This is a genomic window from Arthrobacter sp. TJ-265, assembly GCF_058269135.1.
Map to the genome: position 1 here is coordinate 168,254 of NZ_JBZCND010000004.1, position 17,112 is coordinate 185,365.

The window sequence follows — 17,112 nt, forward strand, 5'->3', positions numbered from 1 at the left end:
GCACCGGCTCAATGGCCGAACTCGTCCGAGTCGACGATGTCGGCCCGACCGGAGTCGAGCAGGTAGATCGCGGCCAGCTCCGCCCCGGAGAGCTCGAAGTCGAAGATGTCGAGATTCCGGGCGAGCCGCTCCGGGTTGGAGGACTTCGGGATGGCGACCATCCCCTGCTGCACGTGCCAGCGCAGCACCACCTGCGCGGGTGTCCGGTCGTGGGCCTCGGCGATCGCGACGACGGCGGGTTCGTCGAGCAGCCCGCTGCCCTTGCCCAGCGGGCTCCAAGCCTGGGTCACGATGCCGTGCTCGTTGTGGAACGCCCGTTCCACGATGCGCGGCCGCTGGGGATCGAGCTGGATCTGGTTCACGTCGGGGACGATCCCGGCGTCGATGACCTGCTGCAGGTGCGCCGGCTTGTAGTTCGAGGTGCCCACCGCGCCCACGAGGCCCTCCTCCATCAGCGCGGCGATGCCCTCGACCGCTTCGACGTGGCGCCCCTGGTCGGGATTGGGCCAGTGGACCAGGAGCAGGTCGATGTACTCAAGGCCCAGCAGGCCGGCGCTGGTCTCGAAGGCACGCCGGACGCCCTCCCGACCGTGGTGTTCACGGTTGAACTTGGTGGTGACGAACAGTTCCTCCCGCGGGACGCCGGAGCGGCGGATCCCCTCACCGACGCCCCGCTCGTTACGGTAGTTCTCCGCCGTGTCGATCAACCGGTAGCCCGTCTCCAGGGCCAGGGCCACGGTGTCCGCGGCTTCGGCGTCGTCCAGCGGCCACGTGCCCAGGCCGAGGAGGGGGAGGTGGGCGCCGCTGCGGAGCTGGACGGTGGGGGCGAGTGCCATGGTGGGAGTCCTGGTCGAGAGGTGACGGGTCAGCACCAGCCTGTCCCGCGCCGAACCTCCCGTCAAACGGCATGTCCCGTGGAGAGCCGCTGGATGGTGACCCACGCGCGCGGACCTCCGCGATCGAAGCGGCTCAGGCGATTCGGCTGTAGGACGCCCGGGGCCGGCGATGCGGCGCGCCGCGCGCGAGCAGGTCGTCGATGAGTTCGTTCACGGCCCGGGCGATGCAGTCGCGTTCCTCGCGGGGCAGCGGGGCGAGGCCGTGCAGGTAGGCATCCATCTCGAACTCGTCGAAGAATCCACCCGAATTGAGGTAGTGCAGATACACCTCATGGACGGTCAGTGACGATTCCGCCATGGCCGTACATGCTGTCTGGGACTGCACGGCGGCTCCTCGGGTCCAGTGGCATCCGGACGGGGACTGCCGCTCCTCCTGACACGATAGTCCGGGCAGCGCCCCTCATCCCTCAAGATTCACTCAAGCCATAGCGGCCCTGCCCGTCAGGCGGAGAAGGTATGCGAGGAATGCCTTGATTTCGCATCGGGCCCCGGCGCGGTATAATTCTGTACAGGGCCTAGCAGCGGGCCATTGAACCACCATCGTGGAGCTGACCATGCAATCTTCTTCGTTCGCCGATTACCGTACCCAAAGTGCGCCCGCCGCCGATCCCCAGCCGTTCGGGTTGGCCACGGCCCCTGGAGCCTCCCAGGGCCCTGCGTCCCGTGCGGAGGACGCAGGCTTTCCTGCCGACCTGTCCACCGTGTCGAACCGGCAGCTGAGGGTCCTCTGCAACCAGACCTACCGGGTGCTCGATCGCGACTTCCCCCCGATGGAAGCCGTTCACCACTACGAGTTGCTGGTCGAGGAGATCGAACGCCGCGAGGTGCAGGCCGAGACGCGCAGTGAACCCACGAAGGCGCGCGGCGGCTTCCGTGACAATTCCCTGTTCTCGCGCTTCGAGCTCTTCAGCGACGGCACCATGGTGGGCCACGTCAAGTACGAGATGAAGGGTCCGTACGCCGTGCTCATCCAGGCGGTCGTCGACCCGCAGTTCGACGCCGTCGATGTCGAACCCGCGCTGATCCGGCGGGTACTCCTCAACGCACACCAGCGGCGCATCGCCGTCGTGCCCTACTGCCCGCGGGTGCGGGAGTTCCTCCGGGAGTTCCCCCAGTACCGCGCCCTCCTGCCCGTGGACCAGCGCAAGCGGCTCGAAGCGGCGCTGCTCGTCTCCTCGGACGCCTGAGTCCCCGCTCAGGCGGACGTCGGGCCGGCTGCGGGGTCGGCCGTCAGGAAGCGGTTGCGCACCTCGATGAGGTAGCGCAGGTAGGGCCGGAGGAGGATCCGTTCCGCGACGGCGCCGGCAGGACCGAGTGGCGCGGTGAAGCGTATCCGGTCCACCATCGTCGTGAGGCCGTCGGCTTCCGAGAACTCGTGGACGTGCCGGAAGTCGCGGAACGGACCGGTGTGCTGTTCATCCACGAACCGGTGCGGTGCGTCCAGCTCCGTGATGACGCTCGTCATCCTGACGGGGATACCGAAGTGCCAGGCCCGCCATGTCACGTGCTCGCCGAGGCCGATGAGCCCGCTCGTCACCCCGGCGACCGCCCGCTCCCGTGAGAAGCGCATCGATCTCGCATGGGCATCGATGCTGCGCGAGCGGTCGAACAGTTCGGCCTGGCCCACCGTGGTGGTTGTCGTGCACGTGAACGCTGCGGTCATGACGCCAGTATCCCAGCCTGCCCGGTGGCGCCGGCGATGCGCCGCAGCCGCTCAGGTGCGGACGAGCATCTTGCCGGTGTTGGCACCGTTCATCATGTCCAGGAAGGCGCCGACGGCGTTCCGGATGCCGTCCACCACGGTCTCGTCGAACACGATGCTGCCGTCGGCGAGCCAGCCCGTCATCAGCTCCGCGAATTCGGCCTGCAGATCCTGGTGCCGGCCCACGATGAAGCCCTCCAGCGTGAGGGAGTGCGTGACCAGATTCGCCATGTTGTCGGGGCCCGGGGTGCGTTCGGTGTTGTTGTACTGCGAGATCGCACCGCACAGGGCCGCGCGGCCTCCGGTGTTGAGGCGGTCGATCGCTGCCTCGAGATGGTCCCCACCCACATTGTCGAAGTAGACGTCGATGCCACCCGGTGTGAGATCGCGGAGCTGACGGCGCACGGGGGCGTCCTTGTAGTTGAACGCCTCGTCGTAGCCGTACTTCTCCTTGAGGAGGGCCACCTTCTCCGCCGAACCGGCCGAGCCGATCACCCGCGAGGCGCCCAGCTTCCGGGCGATCTGGCCGGCGATGGAGCCGACGGCGCCCGCCGCGCCGGAGATGAAGACGACGTCGCCCTCCTTCAGCCCGGCGACCCGCTTGAGTCCCGCGTAGGCGGTGAGGCCGGTCATGCCGGCGGCACCGAGGAAGACGGACAGCGGCAGCGCCGTGTCCGGCAGGGGCGAGAAGTGGGAGGCCGGGCCCTGCGCCACGTCGCGCCATCCATGGCCGTGCAGGACCGCCGTGCCGACCGGCATCGCCTCGGACGTCGATTCCACCACCCGGCCCACCGCTCCACCGGTCATGGTCTCGTCGAGTCCGAAGGGCGCGACGTAGGACTTGGAGCCGTTCATCCGGCCGCGCATGTAGGGGTCGACCGACACGTATTCGTTCCGGACACGCACTTCATCGAGGCCGAGCTCGGGCAGGTCCACCGTCACGAGCGCGAAGTCCTCCGGGGTCGGCGCGCCGACCGGACGTCGGACGAGCTGGATCTGGGTACTGGCGGTCATTGCTGCTCCTTGGGGGTCGGTTGCTTCCTGCACCTGCCAACCCGCGATCCGGAGGATCTATTCCGTTTAGAGCGCCCCGGCCAGGCGGTCCCGCAGTTCACGGAGGGCGTCCGAGGGCGGGAAGGGCTGCGGCGCACGGCCCCAGAGCCACAGGAGCAATGCCTCCGGGTCCGTCCGGGCGGTCGGCTGTCCGTTCGCCGGTGCGTCCCGCGTGACCTCGACCCGCCCGGGGGCCAGGCACACGTCCCAGGAGTGCCCGCCCGCCTCGAGGCGGACCACCGCTGCGGACGCCGTGAGGTCCGGCTGGCTGCGGACGAGCATCACGGTCAGCACTTCGTCGATGCCGTCCAGGGTGAGGTCCGGGTCCATCGGCGTGGGCCCGTCTCCTGCCGTGTCCTAGAGGTCCACCCGGTGGATCGCGGTCTCGTGCGTGAGCCGCCGGATCCAGAATCCGACGGTCTGGTCCCACGGGACGAACGTCTCCGCCGGATCCTCCGGCCGGTGCCGATCCAACTGGTCGGTGAGGCTGCTGAAGGAGTGGGCGAGCAGGGCCTGCGGCGGGAAGCTACCGATGCTCACGGGAGGCCAGCCATGGCTCGGCCGCTCGCCCGTCCGGATGGTCTCCGCCTTGTGGAGGAACACGATCGCGGTGTGCCGCGCGAGGTCCTCGCCCGTCCAGCCCGGACACGCGGGCACGGGCAGGTCAAGGGTGGCGGGGACGAGGTCGGCGAGGATCCGGTACTCCCGGTCCAGCAACTCCCGGTAGCGGTCGAACGGAAGGGCGTGCGGGGAGGCCTGGTCCATCTCCCGAGTGTAGGCGGGTGCGTCCGACCGGGGTTATGTTACCGGCGAGTAATATCTTGTCCATGCACCTGATCTTCCGCACGATGCTGCAGCTCTTCCGGTCCGGCAGACGGTCACACCTCAGTATCTGGGGCTCCAGCAGCGTCACCCTCCGGGTCCTCCTCACGGACATCGACATCGCGATGCACATGAACAACGGGATGTACTTCTCGGTGTTCGACCTCGGCCGCTTCGACCTGATGGTCCGCAGCGGGGTGTGGCGCCTGATGCGCCGTCGCGGGTGGAGCCCGGTTGCGGCCGGGGAGACCATCAGTTTCCGCAAGTCGCTCCAGCTCGGCCAACGCTATGCCGTCGAGACGCGCATCATCGGACTGGACGAGCGCGCCGTCTACTTCGAGCAGCGTGCCGTGGCCGACGGCGAGATCTACGCACGGGCCTTCATCGCGACGAGGCTCGTCTCGTCGTCGGGCCCTGTCAGCAACGAGGAGATCATCGCGGCCTTCGGGGCGCCGCCGGAGGACCTGGTGCTTCCCGACTGGATCCACGAGTGGCGCCTCAACAACGGGCTGCCCAGCACCCGGAGGCCCGCACCCCACACCTGGTAGGCGGGGGACCAGTTACTGGTCGACAGCCCTCCGTGCCCGGCTGCGGACCAGCCGCTGCACGCCGTACAGGGCGAGGCCGACGGCGAGCAGGATACCCGTGCGGAACCAGATCTCGGCCGTCTGCTGGGTGAGCAGCAGGATGCAGGACGCGATGGCGAGGTAGGGGAAGACCGCCGGGATGCGGAAGTGCTTGTGCTCCACCGCGTCCTTCCGCAGGACGAGCACGGCGATGTTGGTGCTGAGGAAGACGAAGAGCAGAAGCAGGACGACGGTCTGGGAGAGGGACTCGAGCCCGCCCGTCAGTGTCAGCGCCATGGCGACCAGGGTGGTGGCGACGATGGCCACCCACGGGGTGCGGCGGCGGTGCAGCACGCGGTCGAAGACCGACGGGAAGAGTCCCTGCTCGGCCATCCCGAACGTCAGCCTGCTCGACATGATCATGGTCAGCAGTGCACCGTTGGCGACCGCGATGAGTGCCACGAGGCTGAAGAGCCAGCCGGGGATGCCCGCGCCGGTGGCCGTCACGACGTCGAGCAGCGGCGAACTCGATCCCGCGAGCTGGTCGGGGGCGAGGGCGGCGGAGGAGGCCAGCCCGATCAGGAGGTAGACGACGCCGGCCGTGAGGAGTGCGCCGAAGAGGGCCCTGGGGTAGACACGGCTGACGTCGTGGACTTCCTCGGCGACGTTCGCGGAGACCTCGAAGCCCACGAAGGAGTAGTAGGCGATGAGCGACGCCGCGAGCACGGCCGATGCCGGGCCCACACCGGGTGGGAATTCGTTGACACGCGAGAGGTCACCGTTGCCGGCAGCCACGAAGATCCCGACCACGACGATCACGAGGACGAGGCCCGAGACCTCGATGACGGTCATGACCACGTTGCTGCGCACCGATTCCTTGATGCCGCGCATGTTCAGCAGACCCAGGAGCACGAGGAAGACGAGCGCGGCCGGAGTCGCGGGCACGTCGATGAAGGTGGTGAGGTAGCCGCCGGCGAACGCCTGGGCGAGTCCGGCGGCGCTGGTCACGCCCGCAGCGAGCATGCAGAACCCGACGAGGAACGAGATGAACGGCTTCCTGAAGGCGCGCTCGGCGAAGACGGCGGCTCCACCGGCCTTCGGGTACTTGGTCACCAGTTCGGCATAGGAGCCCGCCGTCAGGAGGGCGAGCGCCAGTGCGACCATGAGCGGCATCCAGATGGCACCACCCACCTCTTCCGAGATGACCCCGACCAGGGCGTAGACACCGGCTCCGAGGACGTCACCGAGGATGAAGAGGTACAGGAGCGGGCCGGTGATGCCGCGTTTCAGTCTGGTGTCGGGGCTCTGTTCGGTGATGGTCATGAGCGTCAGTGTAAACGAAACTACTAAGCTGGCTGGGTATTGTCCGAATCACAGAACCGCTCGACGCGCCACAACTACCGTCGAACGCGGGTTGCACCCCGGCCGCTGTGATGCACAGCATAATTGCTTTCGATAACAATGGCCGGGGGAGGCCACTCCAGCTGACAGAGAGGCCATCGATGAGTTGGCTCGACCGCGACCACACCATCGCCAAACCCGGATTCAACCGCTGGTTGATCCCGCCCGCCGCGCTGGCCGTCCACCTGTGCATCGGCCAGGCGTACGCGACCAGTGTCTACAAGACCGCGCTGACGGCGCATTTCGACGCCACGCTGACACAGATCGGCATCATCTTCTCGATCGCGATCGTGATGCTCGGCCTGTCGGCGGCGCTCCTCGGGACCTGGGTGGACCGCAACGGGCCGCGCAAGGCCATGTTCACCTCGGCCGTCCTGTGGACCTCCGGCTTCCTGGTGGGAGCACTCGGCATCTTCACGAACCAGTTGTGGCTCGTCTATGTCGGGTACGGGTTCATCGGCGGCATCGGGCTGGGCATCGGGTACATCTCCCCCGTGTCCACGCTGATCAAGTGGTTCCCCGACCGCCCCGGCCTCGCCACGGGTATGGCGATCATGGGCTTCGGCGGCGGCGCGCTCATCGCGAGCCCCCTGTCCACACAGCTGCTCCGCATGTACGACCCGAACTCGGGTGCCGAGGGCTGGGTGGCCAGCGGCGACGCCGTCGGGAAGCTGTTCCTGACCCTCGCCGTCATCTACTTCGTCTACATGATGTTCGGCGCCTTCACCATCAAGGTGCCGGCCGAGGGTTGGAAGCCGGACGGCTTCGATCCCTCCCAGCTGAAGTCCAAGCCCCTCATCACCTCTGACAACGTCTCGGCGGCGAACGCCATCAAGACCCCCCAGTTCTGGCTCGTGTGGGTCGTCCTGTTCTGCAACGTCACGGCGGGTATCGGCATCCTGGAGCAGGCCTCCCCGATGATCCAGGACTTCTTCCGCGGCGCGGACGGAACGACGGCGGTCTCCGTCGCCGTCGCCGGTGGCTTCGTGGGCCTGCTGTCCATCGGCAACATGGGCGGTCGGTTCGGTTGGTCGACCCTGTCGGACCTCATCGGCCGCAAGCGCATCTACATGATCTACCTCGGCGTGGGCGCGGTGCTGTACCTGATCCTCGCCCTGGCCGGTTCCTCCACGACCCTCCTGTTCGTGGCGCTCGCCTTCGTGATCATCTCCTTCTACGGCGGCGGTTTCGCGACCGTGCCGGCCTACCTGCGGGACCTGTTCGGCACCTACCAGGTCGGGGCCATCCACGGCCGCCTGCTCACCGCGTGGTCCGCCGCAGGCATCGCCGGGCCCCTGATCGTGAACTCCTTCCTCGATGCCCAGGGCACCCCGGGCGAACTCACCGCAGGCGCCTACCAGCCCGCCCTGCTCACCATGGTGGCCCTGCTGGTCGTGGGATTCATCGCCAACCTGCTCGTCAAGCCAGTGAACGCCCGCTTCCACGAACCCGTCCGGAATGCGCCACGAGAATTTGCAAAGGAGGCCTGACATGGCCGGAGCACGAATCGCCGCCGTCTGGGCCCTCGTCGGGGTCCCCCTGGTCTACGGGATCTTCCAGACCCTCACCCGCGCCGCGGCTCTCTTCGGCGGCTGATCGGGCAGCAGTCCTCTCGCGTGAGCCCTTCGGGGTGTCCACGGCGCAACCGACATCGCCGATGCACCACAGGCTGGGAGTGGGCGACCACTCCGGCTCGGCCGCGGCTTCGCCCCCGTCGTGCACGCCTGGTCTACGGTGGAGGGGACCCTCGGGAGGACAGATGCACGCCACCAGCACGCAGCAGGTCGAAGCCCTCGCACGTGGAGAGCTCCCGCCGCTGGAGCAGGTGCGCGACGACGTCTGGTGCCTCGCGCAGCCCATGCCGGGCGGGCACCTCGCCTACTCCCTCACGTACCTGCTGCGGGGCGCGGACGCCGGTGTCCACGTCGTCGATCCCGGGTGGGACTCCGACGCGAACTGGGACCGGTTGACGGCGGCGCTCGCGGCGGTCGCGCCGGACGGAGCGGTCACCGGGATCACCGGGACGCACCTGCATCCCGACCACGTGGGCATGGCCGCGCGGCTGCGGCGGGCCTCGGGCGCACCCCTGGCGATGCACGGCGTGGAGCGTGCCGCCCTCGAGCGGCACCACACCCGTCTGCTCGATCCCGACGAGGTGACCGCGCGCCTCGACGGGTGGGATGTTCCGCGGGAACGCCGGGACGAGCTGGCCCGATTCGTGGACCGCTCGCCCGCGGGGCTCGGGCCGGCCGTGGACCGTACCCTGACCGACGGCGACGTCCTGCCCGTTCCCGGCTTCCGGACGGTGGTGATGGGCACGCCCGGCCACACGGGCGGCCACATCTGCCTGCGCGACGACGACCGCGGGCTCCTCTATACGGGCGACCACGTGCTGCCCACCGTGTTCGCCGGGGTGGGGCTCGGGGGCGCGACGCCGTCGAACCCCGTGGCCGACTACGTGGCGTCGATCGACAGCGTGCGCCGCTACGGACACTACGAGGCGCTCCCCGGGCACGGCCACCGGTTCACGGGGCTGGGCGAGCGGGCGGAGGAGAGCGCCGACCATCAGCTGAAGCGCGCACGGGAGGTGGAGGTGGTCCTCGAGACCCTGGGGGAGCCCACCGTCTGGGACCTCGCGTCGCGCCTGACCTGGACCGCGGGTTGGGAGGGGCTGCAGGGTTTCCAGCTGCTGTCCGCGCTCTCCCAGACGGAGATGCACCGGGACTTCGTCAGGGCGGGGACGAGGCCCGCGCCCTGAAATCTTCGGATTGTTCGCCGTAACCCCTCCCCGGCCAGGCCGCTCGTCTATACGCTTCGGGGATGGAGACAGCAACGGCGGCCGGTGACGTCGAATTCGATCACGCCATCGAGGTGCTCGAGGAACAGACCAGCGTGCTGTGGCGCCGGGAACGGACCACCTCGCACGCGCTGGCGAAGCACGTGCATCCGGACATGGAGCCGGCCGCGTACGGCATCCTGACGCTCCTGCAGCGGGAAGGGTCCCTCAGGGCGACGGACATCGCCCTGAGCATCGGAGTGGGCAAGCCCTCGGTGAGCCGGCAGCTCGCCGGGCTCGAGCGGCTGGGGCTCGTCAACCGCCAGCTGGACCCGCACGATGCCCGCTCCCAGCGCGTGGTCCTGACCCCGCTCGGGCAGCAGCAGCTCGCCGCCGCGCAGAGCGGCCGACGCACGGCCTTCACGGCCCTCATGCGCAGCTGGAAGCCGGAGGACGTGGAGGCGCTCGGCACGCTGATCGCCCGTCTCAACAGCACCTACACGAAGGACACCTGGTAGCCCCTCCCTGCGCCGGCGGTGCAGGGAGGCGGGGGTCCCGGAGCCCGTCAAATGCGGGGCGTGCTGCGGGAACGGATGCACAGCCTGCTGATGGCCGCCTAGATTGGAGCCATGGCCGATACGACGCAGCACGACGACGCACGCCCGCGGAACCCGTCCCCCCTCGCCCGGCTCGCCGAGGCGCACCGGGTGGGCACCACCTTCAAGGGGTGGGACGGCGAACCCGCGCAGGTGACCCCGGAGACGCTCGTGGCGGTCCTCGCGGCGCTCGGGGTCGATGCCTCCTCCGATACCGCCATCGCGCAGGCCCTCGCCGACACCGCGGCCGCTCCCTGGCGCTCGATCCTGCCCGCCGTCGTCGTCGTGCGCGAGAGCGACGCCGACCCTGTGCCCCTCCACGTGCCGGTCGGTGCGACGGTGGAGTTCTGGGCCGTGGACGAGGACGGCGTCCGCCACGAGGGGACCGTCGGTGCGGCCGGGCAGGCCCGGACCGTCGACGGCCAGGACCTCGAGCGGCGCGACGGCACGCTGCCGGACGCCGTCCCGCTCGGCTGGCACACGCTGCACGCCAGCGTGGACGGGCAGGAGAGTACCTGCGCCTTCGTCGTCACGCCGGACCGGCTGAGCACGACGGCGGCGCTCGCCGACCACCGCAGCTGGGGACTGATGGCCCAGCTGTACTCGGTCCGATCCACCGACTCCTGGGGCATCGGCGACCTCGCGGACCTCGGCCGGATCGCGCAGGCGGCCGCGCAGCACCAGGGCGACTTCGTGCTCGTGAACCCCCTGCACGCCGCCGAGCCGGTACCGCCGGTGGAACCCTCGCCCTACCTGCCGACCACGCGCCGGTACTTCCACCCCCTGTACCTGCGCATCGAGGACATCCCCGAATACGCGAGGCTCGACGCCCCGGCGCGGCAGCGCATCGAGGGCCTGGCCGCGGGCTTCTCCGCCGCGAATACGGCCACCGAACTGCTCGACCGGGACACCTCGTACGCCGCGAAGCTGGAGGCCCTCGAGCTGGTCTTCGCCGTCGAACGCACCGCGCAGCGCCGGCAGGACTTCGACGCCTACTGCGCCCGGCAGGGCCGGGGGCTGGCCGACTTCGCCCTGTGGTCGGCGCTCGCCGAGGCGTATCCACCGGACGCCCCGGAATGGCAGACCGTCGGACGCCCCGACTCGCCCGGAGCCCGCGCGTTCGCCGAGCGCCATGCGGCGCGGATCGAGTTCCACGCGTGGCTGCAGTGGCTGCTCGACGAGCAGTTGCAGGAAGCCCAGCTGGAGGCGACCGACGCCGGCATGTCCATCGGCGTGGTGCATGACCTCGCTGTCGGCGTCCACCCCAGCGGGGCGGATGCGTGGGCGCTGCAGGACGTGCTCGCCCCCGGGATCAGCGTCGGCGCGCCACCGGACATGTTCAACCAGCTCGGCCAGGACTGGAGCCAGCCGCCGTGGCACCCCGAGCGCCTGGCCGCCTCCGGCTACACGGCGTTCCGCGACATGCTCCGCAACATCCTGCGGCATGCCGGCGGTATCCGGGTGGACCACATCCTCGGCCTGTTCCGGCTGTGGTGGATCCCGCAGGGCGAGGCGCCCGGCGCGGGAGCCTACGTGTACTACGACCATCGGGCGCTGATCGGCATCCTCGCCCTCGAGGCGGAACGGGCCGGTGCGATCGTGGTCGGGGAGGATCTCGGGGTCTTCGAACCAGGCGTCCAGGAGTACCTGGCCGAGCGCGGCATCCTCGGCACCTCGATCCTGTGGTTCGAGCAGGACGCCGACGGCCCCCTTCCCCCCGAGGCCTACCGCCAGGGCTGCTTGACGACGGTGACCGTGCACGACCTCCCTCCGAGCGCAGGGTACCTGGCGGGCGAGCACGTGGCGCTGCGCGAACGGCTCGGCCTGCTCAGCCGGCCCGTCGCGGAGGAGCAGGCCGAGGACCGCGCCGTCCAGGAGAAGTTCCTGGACCTCCTCCGGGAGCGGCATCTCCTCGCGGACGGCCCCGTCGGGGTCCCGGAGACCGTCGAGGCCCTGCACGCCTTCATCGCGCAGACGCCGTCCATCCTGCTGGGCGTGGCACTCGCCGACGCCGTCGGGGAACGGCGCACGCAGAACCAGCCGGGCACCAGCGACGAGTACCCCAACTGGCGGATCCCCCTCGCCGACGCCGACGGCAGGGCCGTCCTCGTCGAGGACCTCGCCGCGAACGGTCGCTTCTCGTCCCTCGTGGCGTCGCTGGGGCTACCCGTCGACGGCGGAGCGCGCGGAGCCGGCGGACACCCCGGGCCCGCCGACTGAGCGCAAGCGGAAACTCCGGGGACGGCGGAGCCGCGCGGCGTGGTCGGATGGAGGAATGGACAGACTCGGAACATATGACGTCGTCGTCGTCGGTGGCGGGATCGCGGGCCTGAGCGCAGCCCTCGTGCTCGGGCGCGCGCGGCGGCGCGTCCTCGTGATCGACGCCGGGACGCCCCGCAATGCCCCGGCCGGCGCCACCTACGGCTTCACCACCCGCGACGGCGCCACACCGGAGCACCTCGTGGCCCTCGGGCGGGCGGAACTGGAACCCTACGGGGTGCACGTCGTGGACGACGTCGTGGACGGCGCGGAGGAGCAGGGGGGCCTCTGGAGCGTGCGTACCGCGGCGGGCGGGACGGCGCGGGGACGGCACCTCGTCCTCGCCTCGGGTCTCCGGGACGTCCTCCCGGAGGTCCCGGGAGCCCGGGAGGCGTGGGGCAGCGGGCTGCTGCAGTGCCCGTACTGCCACGGCTGGGAGGTCGCGGACCAGGCCCTCGGCGTGATCGGTTCCACCGACGCGTCACTCGCGCAGGCGCTCCTGCTGCGGCAGTGGTCGGCGGACGTGACCTACTTCCCCCACCTTCTCGGGTCCGTGCCGGAGGAGGACGCACGCCGCCTGCGGACGAGGGGCGTGCGGGTCGTGGAAGGCGCCGTCCGGGAGTTCGTCCTGGACGGGGTGCCCGGCGGCGGTGCCCCGCAGGCGCTCGTCGCCGTCCGGGTCGACGACGGGTCCGCCGACGGGGAGCGGGTGCCGTGCGTCGCGGTGTTCTGCGAGCCGGGTGCGGACGCGGGCTCGCCGCTCGTGGCCTCGCTGTGGTGCGAAGTGCGCGACGACGGGTGCATCGTCACCGACCACCTCGGCCGGGCGTCCCGCGACCGGCTCTGGGTGGTCGGCAACGCAGCCGACCCCGCAGCCCACCTCATCACCGCGGCCGGAGATGCCTACCGGACGGCGGTGGCCCTCAACGCCGTCCTCGTCAAGGAGGACTGTGAGGACCTCCTCGACGTCGAGGAGGCGGTCAGCGAGGGCGTCTGACTGCTCCCGCAGGGGGCAGGGGAGAGGCGGGCCCCGACGTCGTGTCGTGGCCCGCCTCCGGGACGAGCGCTACTTCCCGAGATCCTTCCCGAGGTCAGGACGGGTCTCGCTGTCCTGGGCCTGGAACGGGGTGTCCTCGACGTCGCGGGGGTTCCCCCCGCTCGGTCCGGTGGTCCCGGAGGTGCCACCCTGCGCCCTGTCGCCCTTGCTGGAGTCGCCCTTCTTGAGGACGCCTTTCAGGGAGTCCTGCAGCTCGGGGGCCTTGCTCTTGAGCGTGCCGGTGGTCGAGGTGACGGTCTCCTGGACCTTCGGGCTCTCCCACAGAGCCTGCGCCTTCGTCTTGAGCTGCTCGTAGCTCCCCCGGCCGGCCCGCGTCCCGAGGACGTAGCCGACCGCCGTGCCTGCGGCGAAAACAAGCTTGTTCTTCATGGTGTTCTCCCTTCGATGGACTGCGATCCTCTCGAATCTAGACCACCTGGTCGGCCGGGGCGAGAGGAGTTTCCAGAGGCAACATGCTGTAGGGGAGTGCCGCGGTGCAGGCCCTGCCGCGCGAGGAAGTGTCGGTGCCGGGCGCTAGGTTGGCCGGAAGCACCAGGACAGGGAGGCTCCGTGCCCGAGGGGGACAGCGTGTTCCGGCTCGCCGTCCGCCTGCGGCGATCCCTCGACGGGCGCGCGCTCAGCCGCGGCGACCTGCGCGTTCCCGCGCATGCCGCCACGCCGCTCGACGGGATGCGGATCGCGGAGCACGTGACCCACGGCAAGCACCTGCTGACGCGGTTCGACGGCGGGCTGACCCTGCACACGCACCTGCTGATGCGGGGGTCCTGGACGGTCACGGCCCCCGGGAGGGCGCTGCCGCGGAGACTCCTGCCGGACGCTCGGGTGATCCTCGCGGTGCGTGACGGGCCCACGGCGTACGGGCTGGACCTGCCCGTCGTCGACCTCCTGGCCACGCGGGCGGAGGGCGACGCCGTGGGTCACCTCGGTCCGGACCCGCTGCGGGAGGACTGGTCCGCGGACGAGGCGGTGCGCAGGCTGCGCCGCGGCCCGGGAGAGCGCGTGGCGGCCGCCCTGCTCGATCAGCGGAACATCGCCGGTTTCGGAAATCTGTGGGCCAACGAGCTCTGCTTCCTGCGGGGTGTCCACCCCGACACAGCAGTGGCCGACGTGGACGTGCCGGCACTGGTGGCCCTCGGCGCCCGGTGCCTGCGGTTCTCCGCGATGCAGCCGGGTGCGCACCAGGTCACCACGGGGAACACCCGGCGGGGCGAGAAGCACTGGGTGGCCGGTCGCGCCGGCAGGCCGTGCCTCCGGTGCGGCACCGCCGTGCACGTCAGGGCGGAGGTCCCGGATGATCCTGGCCGTCGTCGGACCTGGTGGTGTCCGCGCTGCCAGCCGCCACCGTCGGGGCACTGACGCCGGGGTCCGGGCTCATCCCGTGCCGGGCGTCGGTCAGCGTCGCGCGGCGAGTGCCGTGGCGAAGGCGTCGGTCGAGGCGGGGGAGCTGTCGATGCGCCAGTCGGCCTCCTTGACGATGTGGAACCAGACGAGCGCGACGACGTCCTGCTGCGCGGAGACGTACCTGAACAGGTCGGAGATCCATCGGGGTTTGGACCCGCCGATCTCGGACGAGGCAGTCTCGGCGATCATGATCGGCGTGCCCGGGGCGATCTGCCGGAGCTGTGCGATGCCGTCCCCGAACAGCGCCTCGGGTTCCTGCCAGGAGCTCCACGCCTGCGACGTGCCCCAGTTGTAGCCGTCGAGCGCCACCACGTCGACGTAGTCTCCACCCGGGTACAGCCGATCCATGGGCGTGGACCCCCAGTAGGGGACATTGGGGTTCCAGACCCAGCTGATGTTGGTCGCGCCGGTGGAGGCGACGACGTCGTGTACGTGCCGGTACGCCGCGATGTAGTCGGCCTCGGTGTTGCCGTTGACGCCGGCGGCCCACGGGTACCAGTCCCCGTTCATCTCGTGCGCGAACCGCAGATACACGGGCTGCCCCCAACGCCCCAAAGCCGTGCCCCACTCGCGGAGGTAGGCGTCGAACTCGCCGGCCGCGATGCGGTCGAGGGAGTAGGCGGACTGGTCGGCGCCGCCACCCCAGGTCCACGGCTCCCAGGTCAGCAGCGTCTCGGCGCCGCGGGCGCGCACCGCGTCCAGCTCGGCGATGGGCGCGGGCTGGTTGAAGTCCTTGTAGGACAGCACGAGGGAAGGGGCCTCGCCCGCGAGTGTCGCGACCTCGTCGAGCTCGCCGCCGGCCGCGGGCCCGCCATTGGTGCCGACGCCGAAGCGGATGCCCTTCGGGGCGCCCGGGGCGGGCGCAGGCTCGAGAAGCGTGTATCGGACGCTCGCCGTGCTGGTACCGACCGTCGCCGTGATGTCCACCGGGCCGGTCCCCGTCGGCACGATCGAGACGGTGAAGGCGCCCGTCGGCGACGTGGTCAGAGCCGCACCCACGGCCCCTGCCACGACGGTTCCCCTGCTCTTCCTCGGGAAGCCCGCGCCAGTCACCGTGACGGCGGCGCCGGGCACTCCGGAGGTGGTGCTGACCGTGACCCTGGGCGTGCCCGTGGCCGCGGCCTGAGCGGACACCGGCGGCCCCCCGAGCATGAGGACGGACAGCACCGCGGCGACCACGACGAGGCGCGCGGCGGTCGTCAGGACTGCAGCTGCTGCGAGACGGGGAACGGGAAGCATGATCGGCACCTCACGGGTTCGGTGGCCCGGCTGACCGCGAGGGTCCCGTGGCTTTGCGTCCCCGGCTCGCGCCGGGTTTGCCCTTGTCGCCGAGCGGCTGCCCGGGCGTCGTGGGTCCCCGCGATGCAGCGGGACCCGCACCCCATTGTCCCGTCGCATCTGCCCCGCAGCCGCCGGAATCCGCTGAGCGGTGGCCAAGGATTCCGTCAGGTCTTCCGCAGCGCGCATCCCCGGTGGGCCCCGGCCGCCGCCCGAATATGGCCGTCGTCTTGGGAAATCGTGTGGCCTGGCCCACAATTGGTAGTGCGACGGGCTCGAGGCTCCCGTCGTGGTGTGCGGAGGGAGAAGATGAAGCAACGACAGAAATTCACCGACACGATCGCGACGCAGGTGGACGCGTTCAGGCCGACCTTCGAGGCGCAGGTGGGCCCGGCGCTCGCGGAGGTCTTCATGATGGAGCAGGAGGAACTCCGCCGCGCAGGGCTGCCCCAGGGGATCGCCCGCGTGGGCGACAAGCTTCCCGAGGCGATCCTGTACGACGACGGAGGGCATCCGGTGCCCCTGCGCGAGGTCCTCGGGGCCGCAGCCGCGATCATCGTGTTCTACCGGGGCGAGTGGTGCCCCTACTGCAGCATCACCCTGCAGACCTACCAGCGGGAACTGAGCCCCCTCGCCGAGACCTTCGGGACGCGGCTCATCGCCGTCAGCCCCCAGCACCCGGAGATCACGCGGAAGATGGCACACGAGAGGGGGCTGTACGTATCGCTCTACTCGGACGCAGGGAACACCCTCGCCTCGCAGCTCGGGATCGTCACGTCACCCAGCCCCGAGTCGACGCTGGCGCGCATAGCCCTCGGGATCGACGTCGCCGGATCCAACCTGGACCGGTCGCTGACGATCCCGTTCCCCACGGTGATCGTCGCCGACGCGACGGGCACCATCCGGTTCATCGATGTTCACGTGGACTACACGAACCGCACGGAGACCAGCGACATCATCGATGCCCTCGTGGCGCTCTGACGGTAGTCGCGCCCACCGGAGGCGGGCTCAGGCTTCCTTCGCCTCGTTGTCGGCGTCCTCGTTGTCGGCGGATACGAAGGTGTCGCGTGCCAGCTGACGGCGATCAAGCTCTTCCCGGAGTTCGTGGTGCTGCCCTTCGGTCTCCGCGTCCACGCCCCCGTCACGGATGTACTGCACATCCCTCGAGCGGTGGTTCCTGCTGTTCAGGATGTCAAGGTCATCCCGATCGATCGATGTCAGATCCTCCGGGAAGAGCTTCGCCGGGTCCAACCTGCTGTTATCACTCACGAAGTGCCTCATTCACATGCAACAAACCCAAGAGCC

Annotated in this window: 20 protein-coding genes and 1 riboswitch; of the genes, 10 read left to right on the forward strand and 10 right to left on the reverse strand. The window is 70.1% G+C overall.

The genetic code is table 11. The features are described from left to right. Positions 1 to 8: 8 nt before the first annotated feature. Positions 9 to 836, reverse strand: a complete 828-nt coding sequence (locus AC4D2E_RS14630; protein WP_490910231.1) for an aldo/keto reductase — start codon at positions 834 to 836, stop codon at positions 9 to 11. A 133-nt stretch (positions 837 to 969) separates the two neighbouring features. Beyond that, positions 970 to 1,194: a hypothetical protein gene (locus AC4D2E_RS14635; protein ID WP_104167850.1), complete on the reverse strand. Its 225-nt coding sequence runs from the start codon at positions 1,192 to 1,194 to the stop codon at positions 970 to 972. A 256-nt stretch (positions 1,195 to 1,450) separates the two neighbouring features. Between AC4D2E_RS14635 and AC4D2E_RS14640 the strand changes: the two genes are divergently transcribed. Next, the gene (locus AC4D2E_RS14640; protein ID WP_490910230.1) at positions 1,451 to 2,083 is read left to right on the forward strand and encodes a GNAT family N-acetyltransferase; all 633 of its coding nucleotides are present in this window, start codon (positions 1,451 to 1,453) and stop codon (positions 2,081 to 2,083) included. Positions 2,084 to 2,091: 8 nt separating this feature from the next. Here AC4D2E_RS14640 and AC4D2E_RS14645 read toward each other — a convergent pair whose 3' ends face one another. The 4 genes from AC4D2E_RS14645 to AC4D2E_RS14660 form a co-directional block, all read right to left on the reverse strand. Then, positions 2,092 to 2,559 carry an SRPBCC family protein gene (locus AC4D2E_RS14645; RefSeq protein WP_490953082.1) on the reverse strand — a complete coding sequence of 156 codons (468 nt, stop codon included), beginning with the start codon at positions 2,557 to 2,559 and terminating at the stop codon, positions 2,092 to 2,094. A 51-nt stretch (positions 2,560 to 2,610) separates the two neighbouring features. Next, the gene (locus AC4D2E_RS14650) at positions 2,611 to 3,612 is read right to left on the reverse strand and encodes an NADP-dependent oxidoreductase (RefSeq protein ID WP_490910228.1); all 1,002 of its coding nucleotides are present in this window, start codon (positions 3,610 to 3,612) and stop codon (positions 2,611 to 2,613) included. A 66-nt stretch (positions 3,613 to 3,678) separates the two neighbouring features. After that, complete coding sequence (locus AC4D2E_RS14655) at positions 3,679 to 3,981, reverse strand: hypothetical protein (protein WP_490953083.1); 303 nt, start codon at positions 3,979 to 3,981, stop codon at positions 3,679 to 3,681. 27 nt (positions 3,982 to 4,008) lie between these two features. Beyond that, positions 4,009 to 4,416, reverse strand: a complete 408-nt coding sequence (locus AC4D2E_RS14660) for a maleylpyruvate isomerase N-terminal domain-containing protein (protein WP_490953084.1) — start codon at positions 4,414 to 4,416, stop codon at positions 4,009 to 4,011. 62 nt (positions 4,417 to 4,478) lie between these two features. Between AC4D2E_RS14660 and AC4D2E_RS14665 the strand changes: the two genes are divergently transcribed. Beyond that, the gene (locus AC4D2E_RS14665; RefSeq protein ID WP_104167855.1) at positions 4,479 to 5,021 is read left to right on the forward strand and encodes an acyl-CoA thioesterase; all 543 of its coding nucleotides are present in this window, start codon (positions 4,479 to 4,481) and stop codon (positions 5,019 to 5,021) included. Positions 5,022 to 5,033: 12 nt separating this feature from the next. On the opposite strand, the gene AC4D2E_RS14670 is transcribed toward AC4D2E_RS14665, so the two are convergent. Then, positions 5,034 to 6,362 (reverse strand): APC family permease, encoded by a 1,329-nt coding sequence (locus AC4D2E_RS14670; protein WP_490910226.1) that lies wholly within the window; start codon positions 6,360 to 6,362, stop codon positions 5,034 to 5,036. A 179-nt stretch (positions 6,363 to 6,541) separates the two neighbouring features. Here AC4D2E_RS14670 and AC4D2E_RS14675 point away from each other — a divergent pair, with 179 nt between their 5' ends. From AC4D2E_RS14675 to AC4D2E_RS14700, 6 genes are all read left to right on the forward strand, one after another. Continuing rightward, positions 6,542 to 7,930 carry an OFA family MFS transporter gene (locus AC4D2E_RS14675; protein WP_490953085.1) on the forward strand — a complete coding sequence of 463 codons (1,389 nt, stop codon included), beginning with the start codon at positions 6,542 to 6,544 and terminating at the stop codon, positions 7,928 to 7,930. Between the two features lies 1 nt (position 7,931). Continuing rightward, a complete protein-coding gene (locus tag AC4D2E_RS14680; protein ID WP_459337035.1) occupies positions 7,932 to 8,036 on the forward strand; it encodes an MFS transporter small subunit in 105 nt (34 codons plus the stop codon). A gap of 163 nt (positions 8,037 to 8,199) precedes the next feature. Next, positions 8,200 to 9,198 carry an MBL fold metallo-hydrolase gene (locus AC4D2E_RS14685; RefSeq protein WP_104167860.1) on the forward strand — a complete coding sequence of 333 codons (999 nt, stop codon included), beginning with the start codon at positions 8,200 to 8,202 and terminating at the stop codon, positions 9,196 to 9,198. A 62-nt stretch (positions 9,199 to 9,260) separates the two neighbouring features. Beyond that, positions 9,261 to 9,734 (forward strand): MarR family winged helix-turn-helix transcriptional regulator, encoded by a 474-nt coding sequence (locus AC4D2E_RS14690; RefSeq protein ID WP_104167861.1) that lies wholly within the window; start codon positions 9,261 to 9,263, stop codon positions 9,732 to 9,734. 111 nt (positions 9,735 to 9,845) lie between these two features. Next, complete coding sequence (malQ, locus tag AC4D2E_RS14695) at positions 9,846 to 12,032, forward strand: 4-alpha-glucanotransferase (protein WP_490953086.1); 2,187 nt, start codon at positions 9,846 to 9,848, stop codon at positions 12,030 to 12,032. 55 nt (positions 12,033 to 12,087) lie between these two features. Beyond that, positions 12,088 to 13,068: an NAD(P)/FAD-dependent oxidoreductase gene (locus AC4D2E_RS14700; protein ID WP_490953087.1), complete on the forward strand. Its 981-nt coding sequence runs from the start codon at positions 12,088 to 12,090 to the stop codon at positions 13,066 to 13,068. Between the two features lie 69 nt (positions 13,069 to 13,137). On the opposite strand, the gene AC4D2E_RS14705 is transcribed toward AC4D2E_RS14700, so the two are convergent. Further along, positions 13,138 to 13,497 carry a YtxH domain-containing protein gene (locus AC4D2E_RS14705; RefSeq protein WP_490953088.1) on the reverse strand — a complete coding sequence of 120 codons (360 nt, stop codon included), beginning with the start codon at positions 13,495 to 13,497 and terminating at the stop codon, positions 13,138 to 13,140. A gap of 180 nt (positions 13,498 to 13,677) precedes the next feature. On the opposite strand from AC4D2E_RS14705, the gene AC4D2E_RS14710 reads away from it, so the two are divergent. Continuing rightward, positions 13,678 to 14,484, forward strand: a complete 807-nt coding sequence (locus AC4D2E_RS14710; protein ID WP_490953089.1) for a DNA-formamidopyrimidine glycosylase family protein — start codon at positions 13,678 to 13,680, stop codon at positions 14,482 to 14,484. Positions 14,485 to 14,520: 36 nt separating this feature from the next. On the opposite strand, the gene AC4D2E_RS14715 is transcribed toward AC4D2E_RS14710, so the two are convergent. Then, entirely contained in the window at positions 14,521 to 15,768 is a 1,248-nt protein-coding gene (locus tag AC4D2E_RS14715; protein ID WP_490953090.1) for a glycoside hydrolase family 26 protein, read from the reverse strand. A gap of 17 nt (positions 15,769 to 15,785) precedes the next feature. Further along, positions 15,786 to 15,860, reverse strand: a riboswitch (cyclic di-GMP riboswitch). 256 nt (positions 15,861 to 16,116) lie between these two features. Here AC4D2E_RS14715 and AC4D2E_RS14720 point away from each other — a divergent pair. Next, positions 16,117 to 16,788, forward strand: coding sequence for a peroxiredoxin-like family protein (locus tag AC4D2E_RS14720; RefSeq protein WP_490953091.1), 672 nt, complete (start codon positions 16,117 to 16,119; stop codon positions 16,786 to 16,788). 27 nt (positions 16,789 to 16,815) lie between these two features. Here AC4D2E_RS14720 and AC4D2E_RS14725 read toward each other — a convergent pair whose 3' ends face one another. Then, positions 16,816 to 17,088 carry a hypothetical protein gene (locus AC4D2E_RS14725; protein ID WP_490953092.1) on the reverse strand — a complete coding sequence of 91 codons (273 nt, stop codon included), beginning with the start codon at positions 17,086 to 17,088 and terminating at the stop codon, positions 16,816 to 16,818. Positions 17,089 to 17,112 lie beyond the last annotated feature (24 nt).

Coding starts and splice junctions, on each gene's coding strand:
- AC4D2E_RS14680 (WP_459337035.1), top strand. CDS start 7,932: ATGGCCGGAGCACGAATCGCCGCCGTCTGGGCCCTCGTCGGGGTCCCC.
- AC4D2E_RS14720 (WP_490953091.1), top strand. CDS start 16,117: ATGAAGCAACGACAGAAATTCACCGACACGATCGCGACGCAGGTGGAC.
- AC4D2E_RS14685 (WP_104167860.1), top strand. CDS start 8,200: ATGCACGCCACCAGCACGCAGCAGGTCGAAGCCCTCGCACGTGGAGAG.
- AC4D2E_RS14645 (WP_490953082.1), bottom strand. CDS start 2,559: ATGACCGCAGCGTTCACGTGCACGACAACCACCACGGTGGGCCAGGCC.
- AC4D2E_RS14665 (WP_104167855.1), top strand. CDS start 4,479: ATGCACCTGATCTTCCGCACGATGCTGCAGCTCTTCCGGTCCGGCAGA.
- AC4D2E_RS14630 (WP_490910231.1), bottom strand. CDS start 836: ATGGCACTCGCCCCCACCGTCCAGCTCCGCAGCGGCGCCCACCTCCCC.
- AC4D2E_RS14725 (WP_490953092.1), bottom strand. CDS start 17,088: ATGAGGCACTTCGTGAGTGATAACAGCAGGTTGGACCCGGCGAAGCTC.
- AC4D2E_RS14705 (WP_490953088.1), bottom strand. CDS start 13,497: ATGAAGAACAAGCTTGTTTTCGCCGCAGGCACGGCGGTCGGCTACGTC.
- AC4D2E_RS14675 (WP_490953085.1), top strand. CDS start 6,542: ATGAGTTGGCTCGACCGCGACCACACCATCGCCAAACCCGGATTCAAC.
- AC4D2E_RS14690 (WP_104167861.1), top strand. CDS start 9,261: ATGGAGACAGCAACGGCGGCCGGTGACGTCGAATTCGATCACGCCATC.
- AC4D2E_RS14655 (WP_490953083.1), bottom strand. CDS start 3,981: ATGGACCCGGACCTCACCCTGGACGGCATCGACGAAGTGCTGACCGTG.
- AC4D2E_RS14670 (WP_490910226.1), bottom strand. CDS start 6,362: ATGACCATCACCGAACAGAGCCCCGACACCAGACTGAAACGCGGCATC.
- AC4D2E_RS14715 (WP_490953090.1), bottom strand. CDS start 15,768: ATGCTTCCCGTTCCCCGTCTCGCAGCAGCTGCAGTCCTGACGACCGCC.
- AC4D2E_RS14700 (WP_490953087.1), top strand. CDS start 12,088: ATGGACAGACTCGGAACATATGACGTCGTCGTCGTCGGTGGCGGGATC.
- AC4D2E_RS14635 (WP_104167850.1), bottom strand. CDS start 1,194: ATGGCGGAATCGTCACTGACCGTCCATGAGGTGTATCTGCACTACCTC.
- AC4D2E_RS14650 (WP_490910228.1), bottom strand. CDS start 3,612: ATGACCGCCAGTACCCAGATCCAGCTCGTCCGACGTCCGGTCGGCGCG.
- AC4D2E_RS14640 (WP_490910230.1), top strand. CDS start 1,451: ATGCAATCTTCTTCGTTCGCCGATTACCGTACCCAAAGTGCGCCCGCC.
- malQ (WP_490953086.1), top strand. CDS start 9,846: ATGGCCGATACGACGCAGCACGACGACGCACGCCCGCGGAACCCGTCC.
- AC4D2E_RS14660 (WP_490953084.1), bottom strand. CDS start 4,416: ATGGACCAGGCCTCCCCGCACGCCCTTCCGTTCGACCGCTACCGGGAG.